Below are 19,397 nucleotides of genomic sequence, written 5' to 3'. Positions count from 1 at the left end.
CATGCCGGCCGCGACAGCGTTCACGACGGCTGAATCAGCGCAGGGGCGACCCATCGCCCAGATCCTGCTCGATTCGGCGCTCCCGCAGCTCGACCATCTCTTCGACTACGCCGTACCGCCCGAACTCGCCGACGACATCCGCGTCGGCCAGCGCGTGCGCGTGCCCTTTCGCTCGAAGGAGCGGAAGACCTTCGGGTACGTGATCGGCTTCACCGAACGCAGCGATTTCGGCGGGGAGCTCTCGCCGATCGCCGACATCGTGACCCTCGTGCCCGTGCTCTCCACCGAGGTGTGGAGGCTCGCCCGGGCGGTCGCCGATCGGGCCGGCGGGTCAGCCGGTGACATCCTGCGGCTCGCGATCCCTACCCGCCAGGTGCGCGTCGAGAAGCAGCATCTCGCTGCGCGGGCGGCCGCGGAAGCTGACGCGACCACTCCCGACGCCGCCGAGCCGGAGGTCGAAGAGCCGGAGGTCGAAGAGCCGGGAACGCCGGAGCAGGGCATCGCCGAGCAACTGGTCGGCGGCTCCCGCCTGGCACTCACCGCTTCGCACGGGCCCGATCGGCTGCACACCGGCGAATGGGTCGGCGGCTGGGCGGTGCAACTCGCCCGCACGGCGCTCGCCGTGCACGCGCTCGGACGCAGCGCGATCCTCATCGCGCCCGATTACCGCGACCTGGACCAATTGCGCGACGCCCTCGCAGCGCTCGGGCACGAGGACGTCGTTCGCGTCGATTCCCGGCAGTCGAACGCGGAGCGCTACGCCGGCTTCCTGCGCGCTCGCGACCCGGAGCCCCGCGTCATCCTCGGCAATCGGTCCGCCGTCTACGCCCCGGCCCACGCGCTCGGGGCCATCATCATGTGGGACGACGGCGACCCTCTGCTCGCCGAGCCGCTCGCTCCGTACGTGCATGCCCGCGACGCCGCGCTCGTCAGAGCCGAGCAGGAATCGGCCGGCCTGTTCTTCGCCGCGCACGCCCGCAGTGCCGAGGTGCAGCGGCTCGTCGACCTCGGGTACGTGCACGCGCAGCGCAACCCGCCGAAGCGCGCCCGCGTGGTGCACGCGGACGCATCGCTCGCGCCCGACGCGTTCGCGGGGCGCGTTCCCGAGTTCGCGGCGAGGACGATTCGCGAGGGACTGCGCACCGGCCCCGTACTCGTGCAGGTCGCGACGCCCGGCTACGCCCCGGTTGCGGTGTGCGAAGACTGCGGCGACCTCGCGCGCTGCGGTGTCTGCAACGGGCCGATCGGCTTCCGGGTGATCGGGCGCGCCTCATGCCGGTGGTGCGGCGAGTACGCGAGCGACTGGCACTGCCGCACCTGCGACGGCAGACGACTCGTGGAGCGGGGCATGGGGTCGGGGCGCACCGTCGAGCAGTTCGAGCGTCAGTTCGAGGGCGCCAGAGTCCTGCTCAGCGACGGCGAGCATCCCCGCGAGCGCGTGGACGCTCGCCCGGCTATCGTGGTCGCCACCCGCGGGGCCGAGCCGCTGGCGGCGGGGGGATACCGCGCCGTCGTGCTGCTCGACGCCGAGCGCCTGCTCAGCATCGAGACGCTGCGTGCGGGTGAGGACTGCCTGCGCTGGTGGGAGAACGTGGCTGCGCTCACCGCCCCAGACGGCGTCTGCCTGATGGCCTCGGGCGGCGGGCCGGTGGTGCGCGCATTCGTCACCGGACGCGCGGACGAATGGTTGCACGGGGAGCTGCGCGATCGGCATGCCCTCCGCTACCCCCCTGCCGTGCGCGTGGCGAGCGTCAGCGGCGGGCCCGAGGAGGTCCAACGCGCGCTGCAGCAGCTCGAGTCGTTGCCGGGCGTCGATCATCTCGGCCCGACTCCGCTTCCCCCCGGCGGCATCGCGAAGACCCCGCAGGGGCTCGTCCGCGCGATCGTCCGATTCGATTACGGCCACGGTGCGGAGGTCGCGAGGCGATTGCGCGGTGCGCTGGTCTCAGACGCAGCCGGGTCCGCGTCCCGCACGCGGGGCCGCGCCCCCGGTCGAGCGCGGCCAGAGGCGCTCAGGCTCCGGTTCGACGATCGCGGAGTCTTCGACGGATGACGGGTGGATCTGGTGCGCGCGGCGGGAGCGGTGCGGGCGTGGGAGAATGGTCGGATGCGGATCGTCTTTGCCGGAACCCCTGAGTTCGCCGTACCCAGTCTCCACGCGCTTCGCGCCGCCGGGCACGAAGTCGTGGGAGTGGTCACCCGCGAGGATGCTCCGCTCGGGCGGAAGCGCGTGCTCACCCCGTCGCCGGTCGCGGTGGCGTCCGAAGCTCTCGGAATCCCGGTGCACCGGGCGAACCGTCTCGATGACGGGGCCACTGCCTGGGTGCGTCAGCTCGCTCCCGAGCTCGGGGTGATCGTCGCTTACGGCGGCCTCGTTCGAGAGCCGCTGCTCAGCACGCCGGAGCTCGGGTGGATCAACCTGCACTTCTCCGCGCTGCCGAAGTGGCGCGGTGCGGCTCCCGTCCAGCGCGCATTGGAGGCGGGGGAGCAGCGCCTCGGCGTGACCGTGTTCCGCCTGGTGGCAGCGCTCGACGCGGGCGACATTCTGACGACGGATTCGCGGCAGTATCCGGAAGGAACCTCTGCGGGCGCTGCGCTCTCAGATCTCGCTTCGTTCGGCACCGGCGCGCTCGTCGAAGCCGTGGAACTGCTCGGGGCGGACCCCGCGGCGGGCGCGCCTCAGGTCGGAGAGGCGAGCTACGCCGAGAAGCTCACGCGCGAAGACGGTCGCCTCGATCTCGGGCGCGGTGCCCGTGACGTTCTGGCCCAGTGGGCCGCGATGACGCCGGAGCCCGGAGCCTACGCGATGCATGACGGGGTGCCGTTGAAGGTCAGGGAACTGCGCGCCCCGTCGGGCTCCGACTCACCACCGGGCGTCGATGCGATGCAGGCCGGCGCGGTCGGCCTGCTGGAGGGAAGGGCGATGCTCGCCCTCCACGACGGGATGCTCGAGCTGGTGCGGGTGCAGCCGGCGGGAAAACCGTCGATGGACGGCGCCGCGTGGTTGCGCGGACGCGATGGACGGGCGGAACTCGCATGAGCGGAACGCAGCACGGCGCGCGCGGCCGGGGCCGCAGCGGCGGCGCACGGGGCGGAAGGCCGGACCGGCGCGAGAGCGCCGAGCGGAGCGGAGCGGCCATCTCGCCCGCTCGGCTCGTCGCTTACGATGTGCTGCGCGATGTCGAGGATCGCGAAGCCTATGCGAATCTCGCCCTCCCGGGGCGCATCCGAGAGGCGGGGCTCGATACGCGCGACGCTGCCCTCGCAACGGAGCTCGCCTCCGGCGCATTGCGGTGGCGCGGCAGGTACGACCGGATCATCGAGCTCGCGGCAGCTCGCGAGATCGAGCGCATCGATGCCAGAACGCGTAACGTCCTGCGGTTGGGCGTCCATCAGCTGCTCGGCATGCGCACCGCGCCGCACGCAGCGGTGAACGAGAGCGTCGAGCTGCAGCGGCGCGTGGGCAACCGCGCAGCGGCCGGCTTCGTGAACGGCGTGCTCAGGAGCATCGGGCGTGCATCGAATGAGGAATGGGATGCGCGGATCGCGGAGTCCGCCGCCGGGGCCGACGATGCCCGCGCCGCGCTCGCCTCGCACCCGGCGTGGGTGATTCGCGCCATGCAGGACGCGTTGCGGATCGAAGGGCGTGAAGACGAGCTCGACGCACTGCTGGTCGCCGACAACGCGGCTCCGCGCGTCAACGTCGCCATCCTGCCGGGCGCCGGGGTCACTCCGATCGAAGCTGCCGAGCGCGCTGCGGAGGCCGAGGTCGTCGTTTCGGGACCATCGCCGCTCGGCGTTGAGATCGGGGGCGGTGACCCCGCACGCGCCATCGCGGCCAGTGGAGCGCGGCGTGGATTCGCGCGTGTGCAGGATCAGGGTTCGCAACTCGCCGCGCTCGCGCTCACCCGCGCGCGGCCGGTGCGGCCCGGGGAGCGTTGGCTCGATCTGTGCGCCGGGCCCGGCGGAAAGACGGCCGTTCTGGGAGCGGAGGCGCTCATCGGGGGAGCGAGCGTGCGTGCGAACGAGGTTGCAGCGCATCGCGCGCAGCTCGTGCGGAACTCGGTCGCGGGAGTCGCGGGCGCGGTCGACGTGGTCTCGTTCGACGGCCGGGATGACGAGGCGTACGGCGGCGAACGGTTCGACCGCATCCTGGTCGACGCGCCATGCTCAGGGCTCGGCGCATTGCGGCGCCGGCCCGAAGCCCGCTGGCGGAAGCAGCCATCCGACCTCCCAGGGCTCACGCGGTTGCAGGCGGAGTTGCTGCAGGAGGCGTGCGCCCACCTCGCTCCAGGAGGAATCCTCGCCTACGTGACGTGCTCGCCTCACCTCGCGGAGACGCGGGTCACCGTGGATCGTCTGCTGCGCAGTCGATCGGATCTGGTGGAGATCGATGCGCGCGCGGTGGTCGGGGAGGTGGCACGGGAGCCCCTCGATCTGCCGGGAGACGGGTTGAGCGTCCAACTCTGGCCGCATCGACACGGTACGGACGCGATGTTCATCTCGCTCATCGAGCGCCGCGCGGTCGACTCCTGATCTGGTGGATGTCGGAGGTCGGGCTTACCCTGTGAGCATGACCCCGCATCCGGAGCCGGAGGCACCGCCGCCTTCGACCGCGCCGATGCCTCCCGAGGGAGGCATGCGCACGTTCCTGCACGTGCTCGTGAACACCGCGGTCGCCAATCTCACGACCAACTTCCTCTGGTTCGCCGTGGTCTTCTGGGTCTACCTCGAGACACGCAGCATTCTCGCGACCGGGGTGCTCGGGGCGGTCTACATGATTCTGATCGCGCTGTGCTCGATGTGGTTCGGCTCTCTCGTCGACCGGATGCGCAAGCAGCGGGTGATGCTCGTCTCTGCGGTGTCGTCGCTCGTCGCGTTCGTCACGGGGTGCGTGATCTTCTTCTTCGTTCCCGAGACCGAGCTCCTGCGTCTCGACCGCCCCTGGTTCTGGCTGTTCACGCTCATCGTGCTCGCCGGCTGCGTCGTCGAGTTGCTGCGCAACCTCGCCCTGTCCACGACCGTGACGCTCCTGGTGCCGACGGAGCGGCACGCGAATGCGAACGGCCTGGTCGGCACGGTGCAGGGGCTCGCATTCATCGCGACGAGCGTCTTCAGCGGATTGTCGGTCGGGTTCCTCGGCATGGGCGGCACGATCCTCATCGCGACGGTGCTCGTCGGCGCGCCCATCGTCCATCTGCTCGCGCTCCGCATTCCCGAGCCTGAGATCGTGCAGGACCCGACGCGCAGCGCTGTCGATTTCCGCGGCGGCATGGCGGCGATGCTCGCCGTTCCCGGCCTGATCGCACTCGTGTTCTTCTCGACGCTCAACAATCTCTCCGGCGGCGTGTTCATGGCGCTGCTCGACCCGTACGGGCTCGAACTCTTCCCCGTCGAAGTGTGGGGCATCGTGTTCGGAGTCGCCTCGACGGGATTCATCGTCGGCGGCGCCGTCGTCGCGAAATGGGGGCTGGGGAAGAACCCCATCCGCACGATTCTGATGCTCGCCGGGCTGCTGGGCGTGCTCGGCATGGTGTTCACGCTGCGCGACTGGCCCTGGCTCTTCATCTCGGGGATCTGGCTGTTCATGGCGCTGATGCCGGCGGTCGAAGCTGCAGAGCAGACGGTCATCCAACGCGTGGTCCCCTACGAGAAGCAGGGCCGCGTATTCGGTCTCGCCATGACATTCGAAGCCGCGGCAGCACCGATCACGTCACTGCTCATCGCCCCGATCGCGGAGTTCTGGATCGTTCCGTACATGGAGGAGCCCGCGGGAGCAGCCAGCTGGGGCTGGCTGCTCGGATCGGGCGAGAGCCGGGGTATCGCGCTCATCTTCGTGTGGACCGGCGCCGCCATGGTGCTCGTCGCAGTCGGTGCGTGCTTCACTCGCGCCTATCGCGTGCTTTCGCAGAGCTACGCTGCCGCTCCCGTCGCTCCTGCTGCCGCTGCCCCCGCGCCATCAGCTGCTGCCGCGCCCCCACCCGCCCCGGCGGGGCCGACGGTTACGGGCGACGGGGACGAGCCCGTGCGCACGACGCCCTAGGCTGGGGTCGTGACCGCGCAGCGCATCAACCCGAGTATTCTGTCCGCCGACTTCGTGAACCTGCAGAGCGAACTGGAGGCGATCAGCACCGCCGACCTCGTGCACGTCGACGTGATGGACAATCACTTCGTGCCGAATCTCACGATGGGACCGCCCATCGTCGAGCGCATCCAGGGAGTGTCTCCGGTACCGCTCGACGTGCACCTGATGATCTCCGACGCGGATCGCTGGGCGCCCGGATACGCGGACCTCGGCGCCTACTCGGTGACGTTCCACGCGGAGGCCGCGGAGGATCCCGTGGCACTCGCGCGGGCGCTCCGGGCACGGGGAGCGCGCGCCGGCATCGCGCTGAAGCCGGGCACCGATCCTGAGCCCTACCTCGAACTGCTGCCCGAGTTCGATCAGGTGCTCGTGATGACCGTGGAGCCCGGCTTCGGCGGGCAGTCGTTCATGCACGACATGATGCCGAAGCTCCGTCGCGTCGCCGAGGCGAGGGCTCGCTTCGGTCTCGACCTCTGGTTGCAGGTCGACGGGGGGATCACGGTCGATACGATCGGGATCGCGGCCGAAGCGGGTGCCGACACCTTCGTGGCCGGTTCGGCCGTGTATTCGGGGGTGCCGGAGGAGCGGATCGCCGAACTGCGCACGGCAGCAGCGGCGCACGCGCACTGACCGGGCGACGGTCGGCGCGATCCGCCGTCGACGCGAAACCCGCTAGGCTGTTCACGTGAAATCGTTCGAGGCGCTCTTCGCCGAACTCAGCGAAAAGGCGGCCGCCCGCCCTGAGGGGAGCGACACTGTCGCCCGCCTGGACGCCGGGGTGCATGCGATCGGGAAGAAGATCGTCGAGGAAGCCGCTGAGGTCTGGATGGCCGCGGAGTACGAATCCGACGAGGCGTGCGCGGAGGAGATCAGTCAGCTGCTCTACCACCTGCAGGTGCTCATGCTCTCGAAGGGCATGCGTCTCGAAGACGTCTACGCGCATCTGTAGCATCGACGAGCGGGTCGCTCCGCACGTCGATGCTCGCCGCTGACCGCACTCACTGGCCGGCTCCTCGGCCGCACGGAAGGACTTTCACGCATCATGCTCCGCATCGCCGTCCCCAATAAGGGGTCCCTCTCTGAAACCGCAGCCGAGATGCTGGCCGAAGCCGGCTACTCGGGTCGCCGCGACAGCCGCACGCTCGTGCACACCGATGCCCGCAACCAGGTGGAGTTCTTCTACCTGCGCCCGAAGGACATCGCGACCTACGTCGGCTCAGGAGCCTTGGATGTCGGCATCACCGGCCGCGACCTGCTGCTCGACTCCGGATCGGAATCGCGCGAGATCGCCGCACTCGAGTTCGGCGATTCGACCTTCCGCTTCGCTGCACCGGCGACGAGCGAGATCTCTGATCTCTCCGACCTCGCCGGCAAGCGCATCGCGACCAGCTACCCGAAGCTCGTCGATGACTTTCTGCGCGCGCGGGGCGTGGAGGCCGAGCACGTGAAGCTCGACGGAGCTGTCGAATCCGCCGTGCAGCTCGGCGTCGCCGACGCCGTCGCCGACGTCGTCTCGACGGGAGCGACCCTGCGCGCAGCTGGTCTGGAGATCTTCGGGCCGGTCATTCTCGAATCGACCGCGGTGCTCATCGGGGGGCCGAACGCCCACCCCGACATCGATCGACTCCTGCGTCGACTGCAGGGCGTGCTCGTGGCGCGCAAGTACGTGCTCATGGACTACGACTTGCCCGTCGAGCAGCTCGATGAAGCGTCTCGGGTTGCAGGCGGCATGGAGTCCCCGACCGTCTCGCCGCTGCAAGACGACCGCTGGGTCGCCGTCAGGGTGATGGTCCCCTCCGATGATGCCAACCAGATCATGGATCGGCTGTACGATCTCGGCGCCCGTGCCATTCTCGTGACCGCGATTCACGCGGCGCGCCTCTGAGAGGCTGCGATATGTCGATTGCGACACGCGTCATTCCCTGCCTCGACGTCTCCGGCGGGCGCGTCGTCAAAGGCGTCAACTTCCTCAACCTGCGCGATGCGGGTGATCCCGTCGAGCTCGCCGCCCGGTACGCCGCGCAGGGCGCGGACGAACTCACGTTCCTCGATGTCACGGCAACAGTGGACGATCGGTCGACCACCTACGACGTCGTGCGTCGCACCGCGGAGCAAGTGTTCATCCCGTTGACCGTCGGCGGGGGAGTGCGGGGCCCCGAGGACGTCGCGAGGCTCCTCGGCGTCGGCGCCGACAAGATCGGGATCAACAGCGGCGCGATCGCCCGTCCCGACGTGATCGGCGAGATCGCTGACCGCTTCGGCGCTCAGGTGCTGGTGCTCTCGCTCGATGTGAAGCGCAGTCCGCGCACGCCGTCGGGCTTCGTCGTGACCACGCATGGCGGAAAGCGCGAGACCGACCTCGACGCGCTCGAGTGGTGCCGCGAAGCAGTGGATCGAGGCGCTGGCGAGCTGCTCGTGAACTCGATGGACGCCGACGGCACCCTCGCCGGCTTCGACCTCGAGCTCACCGCGCTCGTGCGCGAGATCTCCGAGGTGCCGATCGTCGCGTCGGGCGGCGCGGGGCGGCTCGAGCACTTCGCGCCCGCGGTCGACGCGGGCGCCGACGCGGTGCTCGCCGCTTCGGTCTTCCACGACGGGACCTTCACCATCGGTCAGGTGAAGGCAGCGCTGGCGGCTGAGGGCCATACCGTACGCACCGCGATCTCAGGGGCTGAATGATGAGCGACATCGATCCCGTACCCAACGATCTCGTCTTCGCCCACGACGGCCTGCTGCCCGCGATCATCCAGGACGACGAGTCGGGCGATGTGCTCATGCTGGCGTGGATGGATCACGAAGCGGTGCGGCGCACGCTGACGACCGGGCGCGTGACGTTCTGGTCCCGTTCGCGTCGCGAGTACTGGAGGAAGGGCGACACCTCCGGGCATCGCCAGTACGTGCGCGGGGTGGCCATGGACTGCGACGGAGACACGCTGCTCGTGCGTGTCGTTCAGATCGGCGCCGCGTGCCATACGGGGACGCGCACCTGCTTCACCGATCGCGACGTGACCGCGCTCGTCGGCGATCCCTCAGGAGATGCCTGACGCACGGGCGCCCCGGGCGTCCGCGGTAGGCTGAAGCGGTGAGCCTGACCACCACGCGCGCCGCGTTCGACGCCGCGCGCGACTCCCATGCCGTCATTCCCGTCTGCCGCGAGATCTTCGCCGATGCCGACACGCCGGTCGGCATCTATCGCAAGGTCGCTGCCTCCCGCCCCGGCACCTTCCTGTTGGAATCGGCGGAGCAGGGAGGGGTCTGGACGCGCTTCAGTTTTGTCGGAGCCGGAAGCTTCGGCGTGCTCGGGGAGCGCGACGGAAGAGCGCACTGGGCGCAGGACCGGGCATTCGACGTCTCTGCCGAGCGGTTGCTCCCCGGGGGAGTCGACGCGCTGGCGCCGGTCGAGGCGCTCAGCGCGCTCTATGAGCGCTGGCGGTCGCCGCAGGTCGCTGGCCTTCCGCCACTCGCGAGCGGGTTCGTCGGATACCTCGGTTGGGAGACCGTGCGACAGTTCGAGAAACTCGAGCACGGGCCCTCCACGGGTTCCGGCTTGCCGACGCAGGGCCTCAGCTTCGTCTCCGAACTCGTCGTCATCGACCACCGCGAGGGCAGCGTCGTGCTGCTCGCGAATGTGCTCAACGATGCGGCGCTCGGCGATCCAGCACCGCACGGCGCCGCCGGGTCGGCCGATGCCCAGTGGGCCGACGCGCAGACCCGACTCGACGCCCTGCAGGCGGCGCTCGCGGCCCCCGAGCGCTCACCGCTGAACACCGTGGATCGCGAAGCGACCGCTGAGCCGACACGATTGACGAGCACGCCAGAGTACGTCGCTTCGGTCAAGGCGGCGAAGCGCTACATCGTCGACGGCGACATCTTCCAGGTGGTGCCGTCGCAGCGCTTCGACCAGACATGCACTGCGGACCCTCTCGATGTGTACCGAGTGCTCCGCCATCTCAACCCGAGCCCGTACCTGTACCTGCTGCAGCTCGAAGACGCAGCTGGCGAGCCGTTCTCGGTCGTCGGGTCGAGCCCGGAGGCGCTGGTCACGGTCCAGGAGGGCGGCCACGTGCTCACTCATCCGATCGCAGGCTCGCGCCCGCGCGGCGCCAGCATCGAGGAAGACCAGCAGTACGAGCGCGACCTCCTCGCCGATGAGAAGGAGCGCGCCGAGCACCTCATGCTCGTGGACCTGGCGCGCAACGATCTGCTGCGGGTGTGCGAACCGGGGTCGGTCGAGGTCACCGAATTCATGCGGATCGAGCGCTTCAGCCACATCATGCACATCGTCTCGAGCGTCGAGGGGCAGAAGCGGCCAGAGGCGAATCCGGTGGACGTCTTCCGCGCGACCTTCCCCGCTGGCACGCTGTCGGGGGCTCCCAAACCGCGCGCGCTGCAGATCATCGACGAACTCGAGCCGGTGCAGCGCGGCGTCTACGGCGGCGTCGTCGGATACTTCGGCCTCGGTGGGGCTGCCGATCTCGCCATCGCGATCCGTACGGCGACGATCAAGAACGGGATCGCGATGGTGCAGGCGGGTGCCGGCGTCGTCGCGGACTCGGTGCCGGAGACCGAGGACGCGGAGTGCCGAAGCAAGGCGGCTGCGCCGTTGCGCGCCGTCGCCATCGCGAACACGCTCCACGCACTCGGGGAGGCCGCTGATGCGTCCTAAGCTCCTCACCATCTCCGCGATCGCCCTCGTGGGAGCGCTTGGACTGCTCGCCGGATCTCAGACCTGGGTCTCGTTCATGGTCGACGGGACGCACAGCGTCGAAACGGTCGCCGGCCACGAGGTCAACGCAGCGGTGTCCCCGATCTCGATCGCCATCGTCGCCGCGGCCCTCGCGCTGACGATCGCCGGCCCCGTCTTCCGCCGCGCCCTCGGCGTCCTGGTCGCGCTGCTCGGCGCCGGGCTGACGGCGCTCACGATCAGCGTGCTGGCTGCGCCGCTCACGGCGATCACGGGAACGATCACGTCGCTCACCGGGATCTCGGGTGAAGCGACCACGGATCTCGTCGTCTGGAGCCGCCTCTCGGCCTGGATCTGGGTGTGCGTCGTCGCCGGCGTGCTCGCCGCGATCCTCGGCCTGGTCGTCGCCGTCTTCAGCGGCACCTGGGCGGCAGGCGGGCGGAAGTACGACGCCGCCCCGCGGCCGGCCGATGTCTCCACGAACACGCCGGACCGCATCTCGGACTGGGACGCGCTCTCGGGCGGAGACGATCCCAGCGACGGCGAGGCCGACGACGCGGGTCGGAAACGGTGACGTCGTGGGCGGCCGGCTCGCCGGGCGCTTGCGGCGGTGCCAGAACCCATCCCGGATTTCCGCTAGTCTGGGAACGTCGAAATCTGTTCAGAGGAGATTCATGAGTACCCAGCACGGAGACCCCGGCCACGGTGATTCGCCGGCCGCATGGACAGCGGTCGTGGTGATGCTGATCGGCATCGCCGCCGGAACCGTCTTCTTCTTCCTTCATATGCCCGTACTCGTATGGGCGTGTGTCGGAGTCGTCGTCGTCGGTGCGCTGCTCGGGTGGATCCTCTCGAAGGCCGGATACGGCGTGAACGGCCCGAAGTTCACCCCTCCAGCACACGACTGACGTGCTCGAAGATCTGCTCGCCGGCTCGCTCGAGGACGCGGCCTCGCGCCGCGAGCTCCGGTCGTACTCGGTAGTCGAATCCGATGCCCTCGCCGCTCGCCCGGCGCTCGACGCACTCGCTGCGCTCGCGCCCGCCGAGCACATGAAGGTGATCGCCGAGGTGAAGCGTGCCAGCCCATCGCGCGGCGATCTCGCCGAGATCCCGCTTCCACAGGACCTCGCGGCTCAGTACGAGGCCGGCGGTGCGAGCGCGGTGAGCGTGCTCACCGAGGAGCGGAAGTTCAAGGGATCCCTCGCCGACCTGGAAGCCGTGCGCAAAGCGATCAGCATTCCCGTGCTGCGCAAGGACTTCATCGGAGATGAGTACCAGGTGCTCGAGGCCCGTGCTGCCGGAGCCGATCTCGTGCTCCTCATCGTCGCCGCGCTCCCGCAGGACCGCCTCATCCGCCTCCACGATGTGATCCGCGAGCTCGGCATGACGCCGCTCGTCGAGGCGCACAGCGCTGAGGAGGTCGCGCGAGCCGTGGACCTCGGCGCTCAGCTCGTCGGAGTCAACGCGCGCGATCTGCGCACCTTCGAACTCGATCGAGACCTGTTCGGACGAGTCGCGGACCAGATTCCGGCCGGCGTGATCCGCGTGGCGGAATCGGCCGTGCTCAACGTCGCGGATGTGGAGCACTACCGCGAAGCGGGAGCCGACGCGGTGCTCGTCGGCGAGGCGCTCGTGACGAACGACCCCATCGCGACGCTGCAGACATACGTGAGCGTCTGAAGCGTCTCAAGCTGAAAAGGACACCAGTGACCGAATCGACGACCGGCGTCACCAGCCTGCGCGACCAGCATGGTCCGTTCTTCGGAGAGTTCGGCGGGAGGTTCATGCCGGAATCGCTGATCGCGGCGATCGACGAGCTGACCGACGCGTACGCAGAGGCGCAGGCCGACCCCGCCTTCCGCTCTGAACTGGCGGAGTTGCTGCTCTCGTACGCCGGGCGCCCATCACCCATCACCGAGGTGCCGCGCTTCGCCGAGCACGCAGGTGGGGCACGCGTGTTCCTGAAGCGCGAAGACTTGAACCACACCGGCTCGCACAAGATCAACAATGTGCTCGGTCAGGCGCTGCTCACTCGACGGTTGGGCAAGACTCGCGTGATCGCCGAGACCGGAGCCGGCCAGCACGGCGTGGCCACCGCGACGGCTGCAGCGCTCTTCGGCCTCGAATGCACCGTGTACATGGGCGAAGTCGATACCGAGCGTCAGGCATTGAACGTCGCGCGGATGCGTCTGCTCGGCGCTGAAGTCGTTCCCGTCAGGACCGGTTCTCGCACGCTCAAGGATGCGATCAACGAGGCGTATCGCGATTGGGTCGCGAGCGTCGATCGCACCAACTACATCTTCGGGACCGCCGCTGGGCCGCATCCGTTCCCGGCGATGGTGCGCGACTTCCAGAAGATCATCTCCGAAGAAGCCCGTGCTCAGCTGCTCGAGCGCATCGGCCGTCTTCCGGATGCCGTCGTCGCGTGCGTCGGGGGCGGTTCCAATGCGATCGGCATGTTCGACGCGTTCCTCGACGACGCCGATGTGCGCCTCTACGGCGTGGAAGCCGCAGGCGACGGCGTCGACACCGACCAGCATGCGGCGTCGATCGAGCGCGGGCGCCCCGGCGTGCTGCACGGCGCGAGGACGTACGTGCTGCAGGATGACGACGGGCAGACCATCGAATCTCATTCGATCTCCGCCGGCCTCGACTATCCGGGCGTCGGGCCGGAGCACGCGTGGCTCGCGGACATCGGGCGCGCGGAGTACATTCCCGCCACCGACGACGAGGCGATGCAGGCGCTTCGGCTGCTGAGCCGGACCGAGGGCATCATTCCCGCTATCGAATCGGCGCACGCCCTTGCGGGGGCGCAGCGGATCGGCACCGATCTGGGGCCGGACGGCGTCGTGCTCGTGAGCCTGTCGGGCCGCGGCGACAAAGACATGGCGACCGCAGGCCGCTACTTCGGGCTGCTCCCGGAAGACGGATCGGAGATCGACGGATGACCGAGCACGGATCCAGCGTCGCGAAAGCGATCCTCGCTGCGAACCAGGAGCGCCGGGGAGCGCTCGTGGGGTACCTGCCAGTGGGCTTCCCCGACCTGGACACCAGTGTGGAAGCCGCGATCGCGATGGCACGAAGCGGAGCCGACGTGTTGGAGTTCGGCGTACCGTACTCCGACCCCGTGATGGACGGCGCGGTGATCCAAGAGGCCACGCAGACGGCTCTCGCGGCGGGCTTCCGTCTCGCCGACGTCTTCGAGGCAGTGCGTCGCGTGCGGGATGCCGTAGACGTGCCGGTACTCGTGATGACGTACTGGAACCCCGTGATGCAGTACGGGGTGGACGCGTTCGCTCGCGACCTCGCGACTGCTGGCGGCGCCGGGCTGATCACACCAGACATCACGCCGGACTCCGCAGACGATTGGATCGCGGCGAGCGAGGCTCATGGACTCGATCGCGTGTTCCTCGCAGCTCCGAGTTCGACGGATGCGCGGCTCGCGCTCGTGAGTCGCGCGAGTACCGGGTTCGTCTACACGGTCTCGACGATGGGGATCACGGGCGAACGCGCCGAGCTCGACGCGGCAGCCCGGGGGCTCACGGCGCGGCTCCGCGAGCAGGGCGCAACGCTCGCCTGCGTCGGCATCGGTATCTCGACGGCTGAGCAGGTCGCCGGTGCGCTCGAATACGCGGACGGTGCCATCGTCGGCACCGCATTCGTGCGTGCGCTGCGCGACGGCGGCGTGCCGCAGCTCGCCGAAACCGTCGCGGGCATCGCGCGAGGCACCGCGCGCTAAGATTGACCCGTCCGCCGCGCGGCACGATCGCGCGGCATCCACCCGAGTCCTGCGGCGCGAGGCCGCCGGCGAAAGAGGAGTGAATGATTCTCCCGTTGAGCATTCCGAGCCCCGAGCTGCAGTATCTGCAGCTCGGTCCGTTCCGGATCTACTTCTACGCGCTCTGCATCATCGTCGGCATCATCATCGCCGGCATCTGGACGGCGCGACGGCTGGGACAGCGCGGCGGCGAGCGGGGAGCAGTCTTCGACTTCCTCGTGTGGTCGCTCGTGCTCGGGATCCTGGGAGCCCGGCTCTACCACGTCGTCACGCACTGGGGAGACTACTTCGGCGAGGGCAAGAACCCGTTTGAGATCTTCGCATTCTGGAACGGCGGCATCGCGATCTTCGGCGCGCTCATCGGGGGAGCGATCGGCGTGCTCATCGCGTCGCGGATCACCGGCATCCGGTTCTGGTCCTTCGCGGACGCGCTCGTGCCCGGACTGCTGATCGCGCAGGCGGTCGGTCGTCTCGGCAACTGGTTCAACCATGAGCTCTTCGGCGGCCCAACGACGCTCCCGTGGGGGCTCGAGATCGAGTCGACGAACGCGGCATTCCCCATCGGACTGCCCGAGGGCACCCTCTTCCACCCGACCTTCCTCTACGAGGCGCTGTGGAACATCCTCGGAATCGTCGTGCTGCTCGCCGTCGAGCGGAAGTGGCGTCCGCGGTGGGGCACCTTCTTCGCCCTCTACCTCATCTGGTACGGCGTCGGCCGCGCATTCACCGAGTCGCTGCGCGTCGATCCCAGCCTGCTCTTCCTCGGCGTGCGCACCAACGTGCTCGCTGCGATCCTGGCGATCGTGGTCGGCATCGCGCTGTTCATTCTGCGCCGTCATCGCCACGTCGGGCTCGAGAACACCGTGTACCTGCCCGGCCGACGCCATCCGGGAGACACCGTGCTCGCCGATACCGCCGACACGAACGAGTACTACCACGTGATCGATCGCGGCGACGGTACGTCAGTCTCGGCATCCGAGACGGAAGCGCTGCCCGATGCGTCGCTCGAGCCCGCGAGCGGCGTCGAGCCCAGCAAGACCCACTAACGAAGGAGCACGCTGCATGCGTCACGCCAAGATCGTCGCCACTTGGGGACCCGCTGTTTCCAGCTACGACCACACGCTCGCGCTGATCCAGGCCGGCGTGAACGTCGCGCGGCTCAACATGTCCCACGGCACCTACAACGTGCATGAGGGCATCTACAGGAATATTCGTCGCGCCGAGGCCGAGGTCGGTCGCCCGATCGCGGTGCTCGCGGATCTGCAGGGTCCGAAGATTCGTCTTGGCGTGTTCGAGGACGGCCCGTATGCGCTCGCTGTCGGCGACGAATTCGCGATCACGACGCGCGACGTGGTCGGGAATCGCACCGTCGGCGGAACCACGCACAAGGGACTGCCGGGTGACGTCAGCGCCGGTGACCCGTTGCTGATCGATGACGGCAAGGTCACCCTTCGCGCCGTGCGCGTGACCGAGGACACGGTGCACACCGTGGTCGAGGTGCCCGGTTCGATCTCCAACAACAAGGGGATCAACCTCCCCGGCGTTGCCGTGAACGTTCCTGCGCTCTCCGACAAGGACGAGGAAGATCTGCGATGGGCGCTCGCGCTCGGCGTCGACTACATCGCACTCTCCTTCGTGCGCGACGCCGCCGACATCACCCGCGTGCACGAGATCATGGATGAGGTCGGAGTGCGTCTGCCGGTGATCGCGAAGATCGAGAAGCCGCAGGCAGTCGAGCACCTCGAAGGCATCGTCGCTGCGTTCGACGGGATCATGGTCGCCCGCGGTGATCTCGGCGTCGAACTGCCGCTCGAGCGCGTGCCGCTGGTGCAGGCCGAGGCGGTGACGATCGCGCGTCGGAATGCGAAGCCGGTGATCGTGGCGACCCAGGTGCTGGAGTCGATGATCGAGAACCCGCGCCCCACGCGCGCGGAGGCCTCTGACTGCGCGAACGCCGTGCTGGATGGCGCCGACGCCGTCATGCTCTCCGGAGAGACGAGCGTGGGCGCCTACCCGATCGAAGCGGTGGCCACGATGGCGAAGATCATCGAGGCGACTGAGGATCACGCGCTCGACCGCATCGAGCCCCTCGGGGCGGCTCCCCGCACTCAGGGAGGCGTGCTGACGCTCGCAGCTTCTGACGTGGCCGACTTCGTCGGCGCGCGCTACATCTGCGTCTTCACGGAGTCGGGCGACACCGTGCGACGGATGTCGCGCCTGCGACGGCCGATGCCGATCATCGGGTTCACTCCGGATCCCGATACTCGTCGACGCATGGAACTGACGTGGGGCGCACGCAGCTACGAGGTGCCGCGCGTCGACAGCACGGACGAGATGTTCGTGCAGGTGGACAAAGTGCTGCTCGAGCACTCGCGCATCGAGGTCGGGGAGAAGGTCGTCATCATCGCCGGGTCGCCTCCCGGAGTCGTGGGAACGACGAATACGCTGCGGATCCATCGCATCGGTGAGGCCACCGGTCTGCTGCCCGAGGCCGGTCCGCGTAAGTTCACGAAGATCGCGGAGGACCCGCAGGCCTGATCCTCGGGCTGTGGCGGCGACGCGCCCGTGGGTCGCCGCCCGACGTGAGACACGGCCCCCCATGCGATAGGCTTGGGGAGTTCGCCGAATTGGTGGAATTGGCAGACACGGCGCACTCAAAATGCGTTGCCGAAAGGCGTGCGGGTTCAAGTCCCGCATTCGGCACGAACGACACACCCCCGGCTTCGCGCGATACTTCGCGGAAGCCGGGGGTGTCGCGGTTCAGGAGGCGCGGAGCGCTTCCGGCGTTCGGACATCGAGGGGCGACCAGGCGGAAGCCGCCAGCGTGATCGCGATGACGCCGCAGTCAGTTTCCCGGGCGAAGGTTGCCCGGATACTTGCTGCCGGTGGCCTCCGCCGCCGCGAGTTCCCCATCTTCTCCGGTGACGATGAGGCCGGTCGTGGAGCTTGCCGATTCTCCGAGGCGCAGGAGCCACTTCTTGTTGATCTCAGGCACTCGGCTTCCCACGAATTTGAAGGTGATTGTGGTTTGAGGTGACAGCCAGATGGCAGTGCGCCCGTCGCCGGTGCTCATGCTGTCTTTCCACGACATGAGAAACGACTCTTCTCGCATGAGCTTCTGGACGATGATGATCTGGAGGTGGGTGAGCAGTCGATCGTCGAAGTGCGTGGTCAGGCCCTCGTGCCGGATGGATCCCATGATGTGGTCCTTTCGTTCGCAACCTTCGTTGGCTGCTGAAGCTTCTCTCAAGCATCGCAGCTCATCGGACGCAGAGCGACCCATTCAGGCGATTGCTCCTGGGGGAGGGCTCGCCGCCCTTGCGCGGAGCGGGCGTGCGTTGCGCCGTAGGGTACGGGTGCGCCGGGGACGAGGGCTAGCCCCTGGTGGCAGAGCCCTGCTCCGCGCAGACTGGGTCCCCAACCACCTGAGGAGGACACCATGTCGATGAACAACACCAGCGCGCATCCCGACGGCGAAGAGGGGCGTGCACCGATCTCCCAGCCGAGCGGAGAGGATGATCTCCTGGTGCAGCACGGGCACCCCGAGGCGCCTGAGTTCGGGGAGGACGACACGGAAGAACCGGAGCCTGTCGCGAATCTCGAGTAGGGTCGGAAATCCACAGCGAGAATGACGTAAGCTGGTGGAGTGAATGACCAGAGCACTGCACCGAGCGCTCCGCGACGCGTTGTCGTCGCGGAAGACGAATCCCTGATCCGCCTCGATATCGTCGAGACCCTGCGCGATAACGGTTTCGAAGTGGTCGGTGAGGCGGGAGACGGCGAGACGGCGGTGAAGCTCGTCGAAGAACTGCGTCCTGACCTCGTGGTGATGGACGTGAAGATGCCGCAGCTCGACGGCATCTCGGCAGCCGAGCGGATCAACAAGACGCATCTCGCTCCCGTGGTGCTGCTCACTGCGTTCAGCCAGCGCGAGCTGGTCGAGCGCGCGAGCGAGGCCGGGGCGCTTGCCTACGTCGTGAAGCCCTTCACGCCGGCCGACCTGATCCCGGCCATCGAGATCGCGCTGTCGCGCTTCCAGCAGATCGTGGCGCTCGAGAGCGAGGTCGCCGATCTCGCGGAACGATTCGAGACGCGCAAGCTCGTCGATCGGGCCAAGGGAATCTTGAACGACAAGATGGGATTGAGCGAACCCGAGGCGTTCCGCTGGATTCAGAAGGCATCGATGGATCGCCGACTGACGATGCAGGACGTCGCGAAGACCATCATCGACCAGCTCGGGCCGAAGAAGGACTGACGCCCCCTGTCGAGACGAACGCCCCGGACCCGCTGATGCGGTCCGGGGCGTTCGTCGTTCTCAGGCTTCGGAGTCTTGCGTGATCCGCTTGTAGAAGTTGGTGATGCGAATGGTCGAGCACCGGATCCCGCGCGCATCGGAGACAACGATCTCATGCACCGCGACACTGCGTCCGAGCTTGATCGGAGTGCACACGCCGGTCACGACTCCCTCCGTGGCCGAGCCGGTGTGGGTGGCGTTGATGTCCAGCCCCACGGCGACGCAGCCATCTGGGGCGCGAAAGTTCGCGTGCATCGAGCCCAGGGTCTCGCCCAGCACCACATACGCACCGCCGTGCAGCAACATCACCGGCTGCGTGTTGCCCTCCACGGGCATCGTCGCGACCGCCCGTTCGGGCGTGAACTCGATCATCTCGATACCCATGCGGTCGGCGAGTGCGCCGAGACCGCGGTGACGAATGTACTCGATCGCGTCTTCAGGGGAGGAAGTTGCTGCGCTGGGAAGAGCGGACATCGGTGCCTTTCGTCGTGTCGATGACACGCGCGAGCCGGGGGCGACGGCGTCCGTCCTGCGGAATGTCGGCGGCGGATTGTAG

At 68.4% G+C, this 19,397-nt stretch carries 21 protein-coding genes and 1 tRNA gene; 20 read left to right on the top strand and 2 right to left on the bottom strand.

Translation table 11 applies throughout. The features are described 5' to 3' along the window. The first annotated feature begins 1 nt into the window (after position 1). The 18 genes from ABFX18_RS08300 to ABFX18_RS08215 all read left to right on the top strand — a co-directional run bounded on the left by ABFX18_RS08300 (position 2) and on the right by ABFX18_RS08215 (position 17,250). Positions 2-2,053, top strand: a complete 2,052-nt coding sequence (locus ABFX18_RS08300; RefSeq protein WP_346057975.1) for a primosomal protein N' family DNA-binding protein — start codon at positions 2-4, stop codon at positions 2,051-2,053. A 54-nt stretch (positions 2,054-2,107) separates the two neighbouring features. Beyond that, on the top strand, positions 2,108-3,040 hold the full coding sequence (locus tag ABFX18_RS08295; RefSeq protein WP_346057974.1) for a methionyl-tRNA formyltransferase: 933 nt from the start codon (positions 2,108-2,110) through the stop codon (positions 3,038-3,040). After that, positions 3,037-4,536, top strand: a complete 1,500-nt coding sequence (locus ABFX18_RS08290) for an RsmB/NOP family class I SAM-dependent RNA methyltransferase (protein ID WP_346057973.1) — start codon at positions 3,037-3,039, stop codon at positions 4,534-4,536. The genes ABFX18_RS08295 and ABFX18_RS08290 overlap by 4 nt, the downstream gene beginning before the upstream one ends. Before the next feature lie 103 nt (positions 4,537-4,639). Continuing rightward, positions 4,640-6,043, top strand: coding sequence for an MFS transporter (locus tag ABFX18_RS08285; RefSeq protein ID WP_346058024.1), 1,404 nt, complete (start codon positions 4,640-4,642; stop codon positions 6,041-6,043). Between the two features lie 9 nt (positions 6,044-6,052). Continuing rightward, positions 6,053-6,715 carry a ribulose-phosphate 3-epimerase gene (rpe, locus tag ABFX18_RS08280; protein ID WP_090149299.1) on the top strand — a complete coding sequence of 221 codons (663 nt, stop codon included), beginning with the start codon at positions 6,053-6,055 and terminating at the stop codon, positions 6,713-6,715. A gap of 55 nt (positions 6,716-6,770) precedes the next feature. Next, entirely contained in the window at positions 6,771-7,034 is a 264-nt protein-coding gene (locus ABFX18_RS08275; RefSeq protein ID WP_090149295.1) for a phosphoribosyl-ATP diphosphatase, read from the top strand. A 93-nt stretch (positions 7,035-7,127) separates the two neighbouring features. Next, positions 7,128-7,970, top strand: coding sequence for an ATP phosphoribosyltransferase (gene hisG, locus ABFX18_RS08270; RefSeq protein ID WP_346057972.1), 843 nt, complete (start codon positions 7,128-7,130; stop codon positions 7,968-7,970). 11 nt (positions 7,971-7,981) lie between these two features. Continuing rightward, positions 7,982-8,764, top strand: coding sequence for an imidazole glycerol phosphate synthase subunit HisF (hisF, locus tag ABFX18_RS08265; protein WP_346057971.1), 783 nt, complete (start codon positions 7,982-7,984; stop codon positions 8,762-8,764). Continuing rightward, positions 8,761-9,129, top strand: a complete 369-nt coding sequence (gene hisI / locus ABFX18_RS08260; RefSeq protein WP_370567871.1) for a phosphoribosyl-AMP cyclohydrolase — start codon at positions 8,761-8,763, stop codon at positions 9,127-9,129. Before hisF ends, hisI begins: the two co-directional genes overlap by 4 nt. Positions 9,130-9,167: 38 nt before the next feature. Beyond that, positions 9,168-10,751: an anthranilate synthase component I gene (locus ABFX18_RS08255; RefSeq protein WP_336662102.1), complete on the top strand. Its 1,584-nt coding sequence runs from the start codon at positions 9,168-9,170 to the stop codon at positions 10,749-10,751. After that, a complete protein-coding gene (locus tag ABFX18_RS08250) occupies positions 10,741-11,343 on the top strand; it encodes a Trp biosynthesis-associated membrane protein (RefSeq protein ID WP_200328703.1) in 603 nt (200 codons plus the stop codon). Before ABFX18_RS08255 ends, ABFX18_RS08250 begins: the two co-directional genes overlap by 11 nt. 100 nt (positions 11,344-11,443) lie before the next feature. Further along, positions 11,444-11,677, top strand: coding sequence for an HGxxPAAW family protein (locus ABFX18_RS08245; RefSeq protein WP_090149265.1), 234 nt, complete (start codon positions 11,444-11,446; stop codon positions 11,675-11,677). Between the two features lies 1 nt (position 11,678). Next, positions 11,679-12,449, top strand: coding sequence for an indole-3-glycerol phosphate synthase TrpC (gene trpC, locus ABFX18_RS08240; protein WP_336662100.1), 771 nt, complete (start codon positions 11,679-11,681; stop codon positions 12,447-12,449). Between the two features lie 104 nt (positions 12,450-12,553). Then, positions 12,554-13,717, top strand: a complete 1,164-nt coding sequence (gene trpB, locus ABFX18_RS08235; protein ID WP_176698341.1) for a tryptophan synthase subunit beta — start codon at positions 12,554-12,556, stop codon at positions 13,715-13,717. Beyond that, on the top strand, positions 13,714-14,508 hold the full coding sequence (gene trpA / locus ABFX18_RS08230; protein ID WP_336662098.1) for a tryptophan synthase subunit alpha: 795 nt from the start codon (positions 13,714-13,716) through the stop codon (positions 14,506-14,508). The genes trpB and trpA overlap by 4 nt, the downstream gene beginning before the upstream one ends. Positions 14,509-14,591: 83 nt before the next feature. After that, positions 14,592-15,593, top strand: a complete 1,002-nt coding sequence (lgt, locus tag ABFX18_RS08225; protein WP_346057970.1) for a prolipoprotein diacylglyceryl transferase — start codon at positions 14,592-14,594, stop codon at positions 15,591-15,593. Between the two features lie 16 nt (positions 15,594-15,609). Next, the gene (gene pyk, locus ABFX18_RS08220; RefSeq protein WP_211648491.1) at positions 15,610-17,085 is read left to right on the top strand and encodes a pyruvate kinase; all 1,476 of its coding nucleotides are present in this window, start codon (positions 15,610-15,612) and stop codon (positions 17,083-17,085) included. An 83-nt stretch (positions 17,086-17,168) separates the two neighbouring features. Then, positions 17,169-17,250 (top strand) — tRNA-Leu (locus ABFX18_RS08215). 142 nt (positions 17,251-17,392) lie between these two features. On the opposite strand, the gene ABFX18_RS08210 is transcribed toward ABFX18_RS08215, so the two are convergent. Beyond that, entirely contained in the window at positions 17,393-17,746 is a 354-nt protein-coding gene (locus ABFX18_RS08210; RefSeq protein WP_346057969.1) for a DUF7882 family protein, read from the bottom strand. 240 nt (positions 17,747-17,986) lie between these two features. Here ABFX18_RS08210 and ABFX18_RS08205 point away from each other — a divergent pair, with 240 nt between their 5' ends. Then, positions 17,987-18,154: a hypothetical protein gene (locus tag ABFX18_RS08205; RefSeq protein WP_176698328.1), complete on the top strand. Its 168-nt coding sequence runs from the start codon at positions 17,987-17,989 to the stop codon at positions 18,152-18,154. 39 nt (positions 18,155-18,193) lie between these two features. After that, complete coding sequence (locus tag ABFX18_RS08200) at positions 18,194-18,802, top strand: ANTAR domain-containing response regulator (protein WP_029608346.1); 609 nt, start codon at positions 18,194-18,196, stop codon at positions 18,800-18,802. Positions 18,803-18,862: 60 nt separating this feature from the next. Here ABFX18_RS08200 and ABFX18_RS08195 read toward each other — a convergent pair whose 3' ends face one another. Beyond that, positions 18,863-19,315, bottom strand: a complete 453-nt coding sequence (locus tag ABFX18_RS08195) for a hotdog fold thioesterase (RefSeq protein ID WP_346057968.1) — start codon at positions 19,313-19,315, stop codon at positions 18,863-18,865. Positions 19,316-19,397: the final 82 nt, after the last annotated feature.

It is taken from the genome of Leucobacter alluvii, assembly GCF_039530485.1.
Taxonomy (GTDB): Bacteria; Actinomycetota; Actinomycetes; order Actinomycetales; family Microbacteriaceae; genus Leucobacter; species Leucobacter alluvii.
Note: the sequence above shows the minus strand (reverse complement) of the source record. Positions and strands in the feature narration are given on the sequence as shown.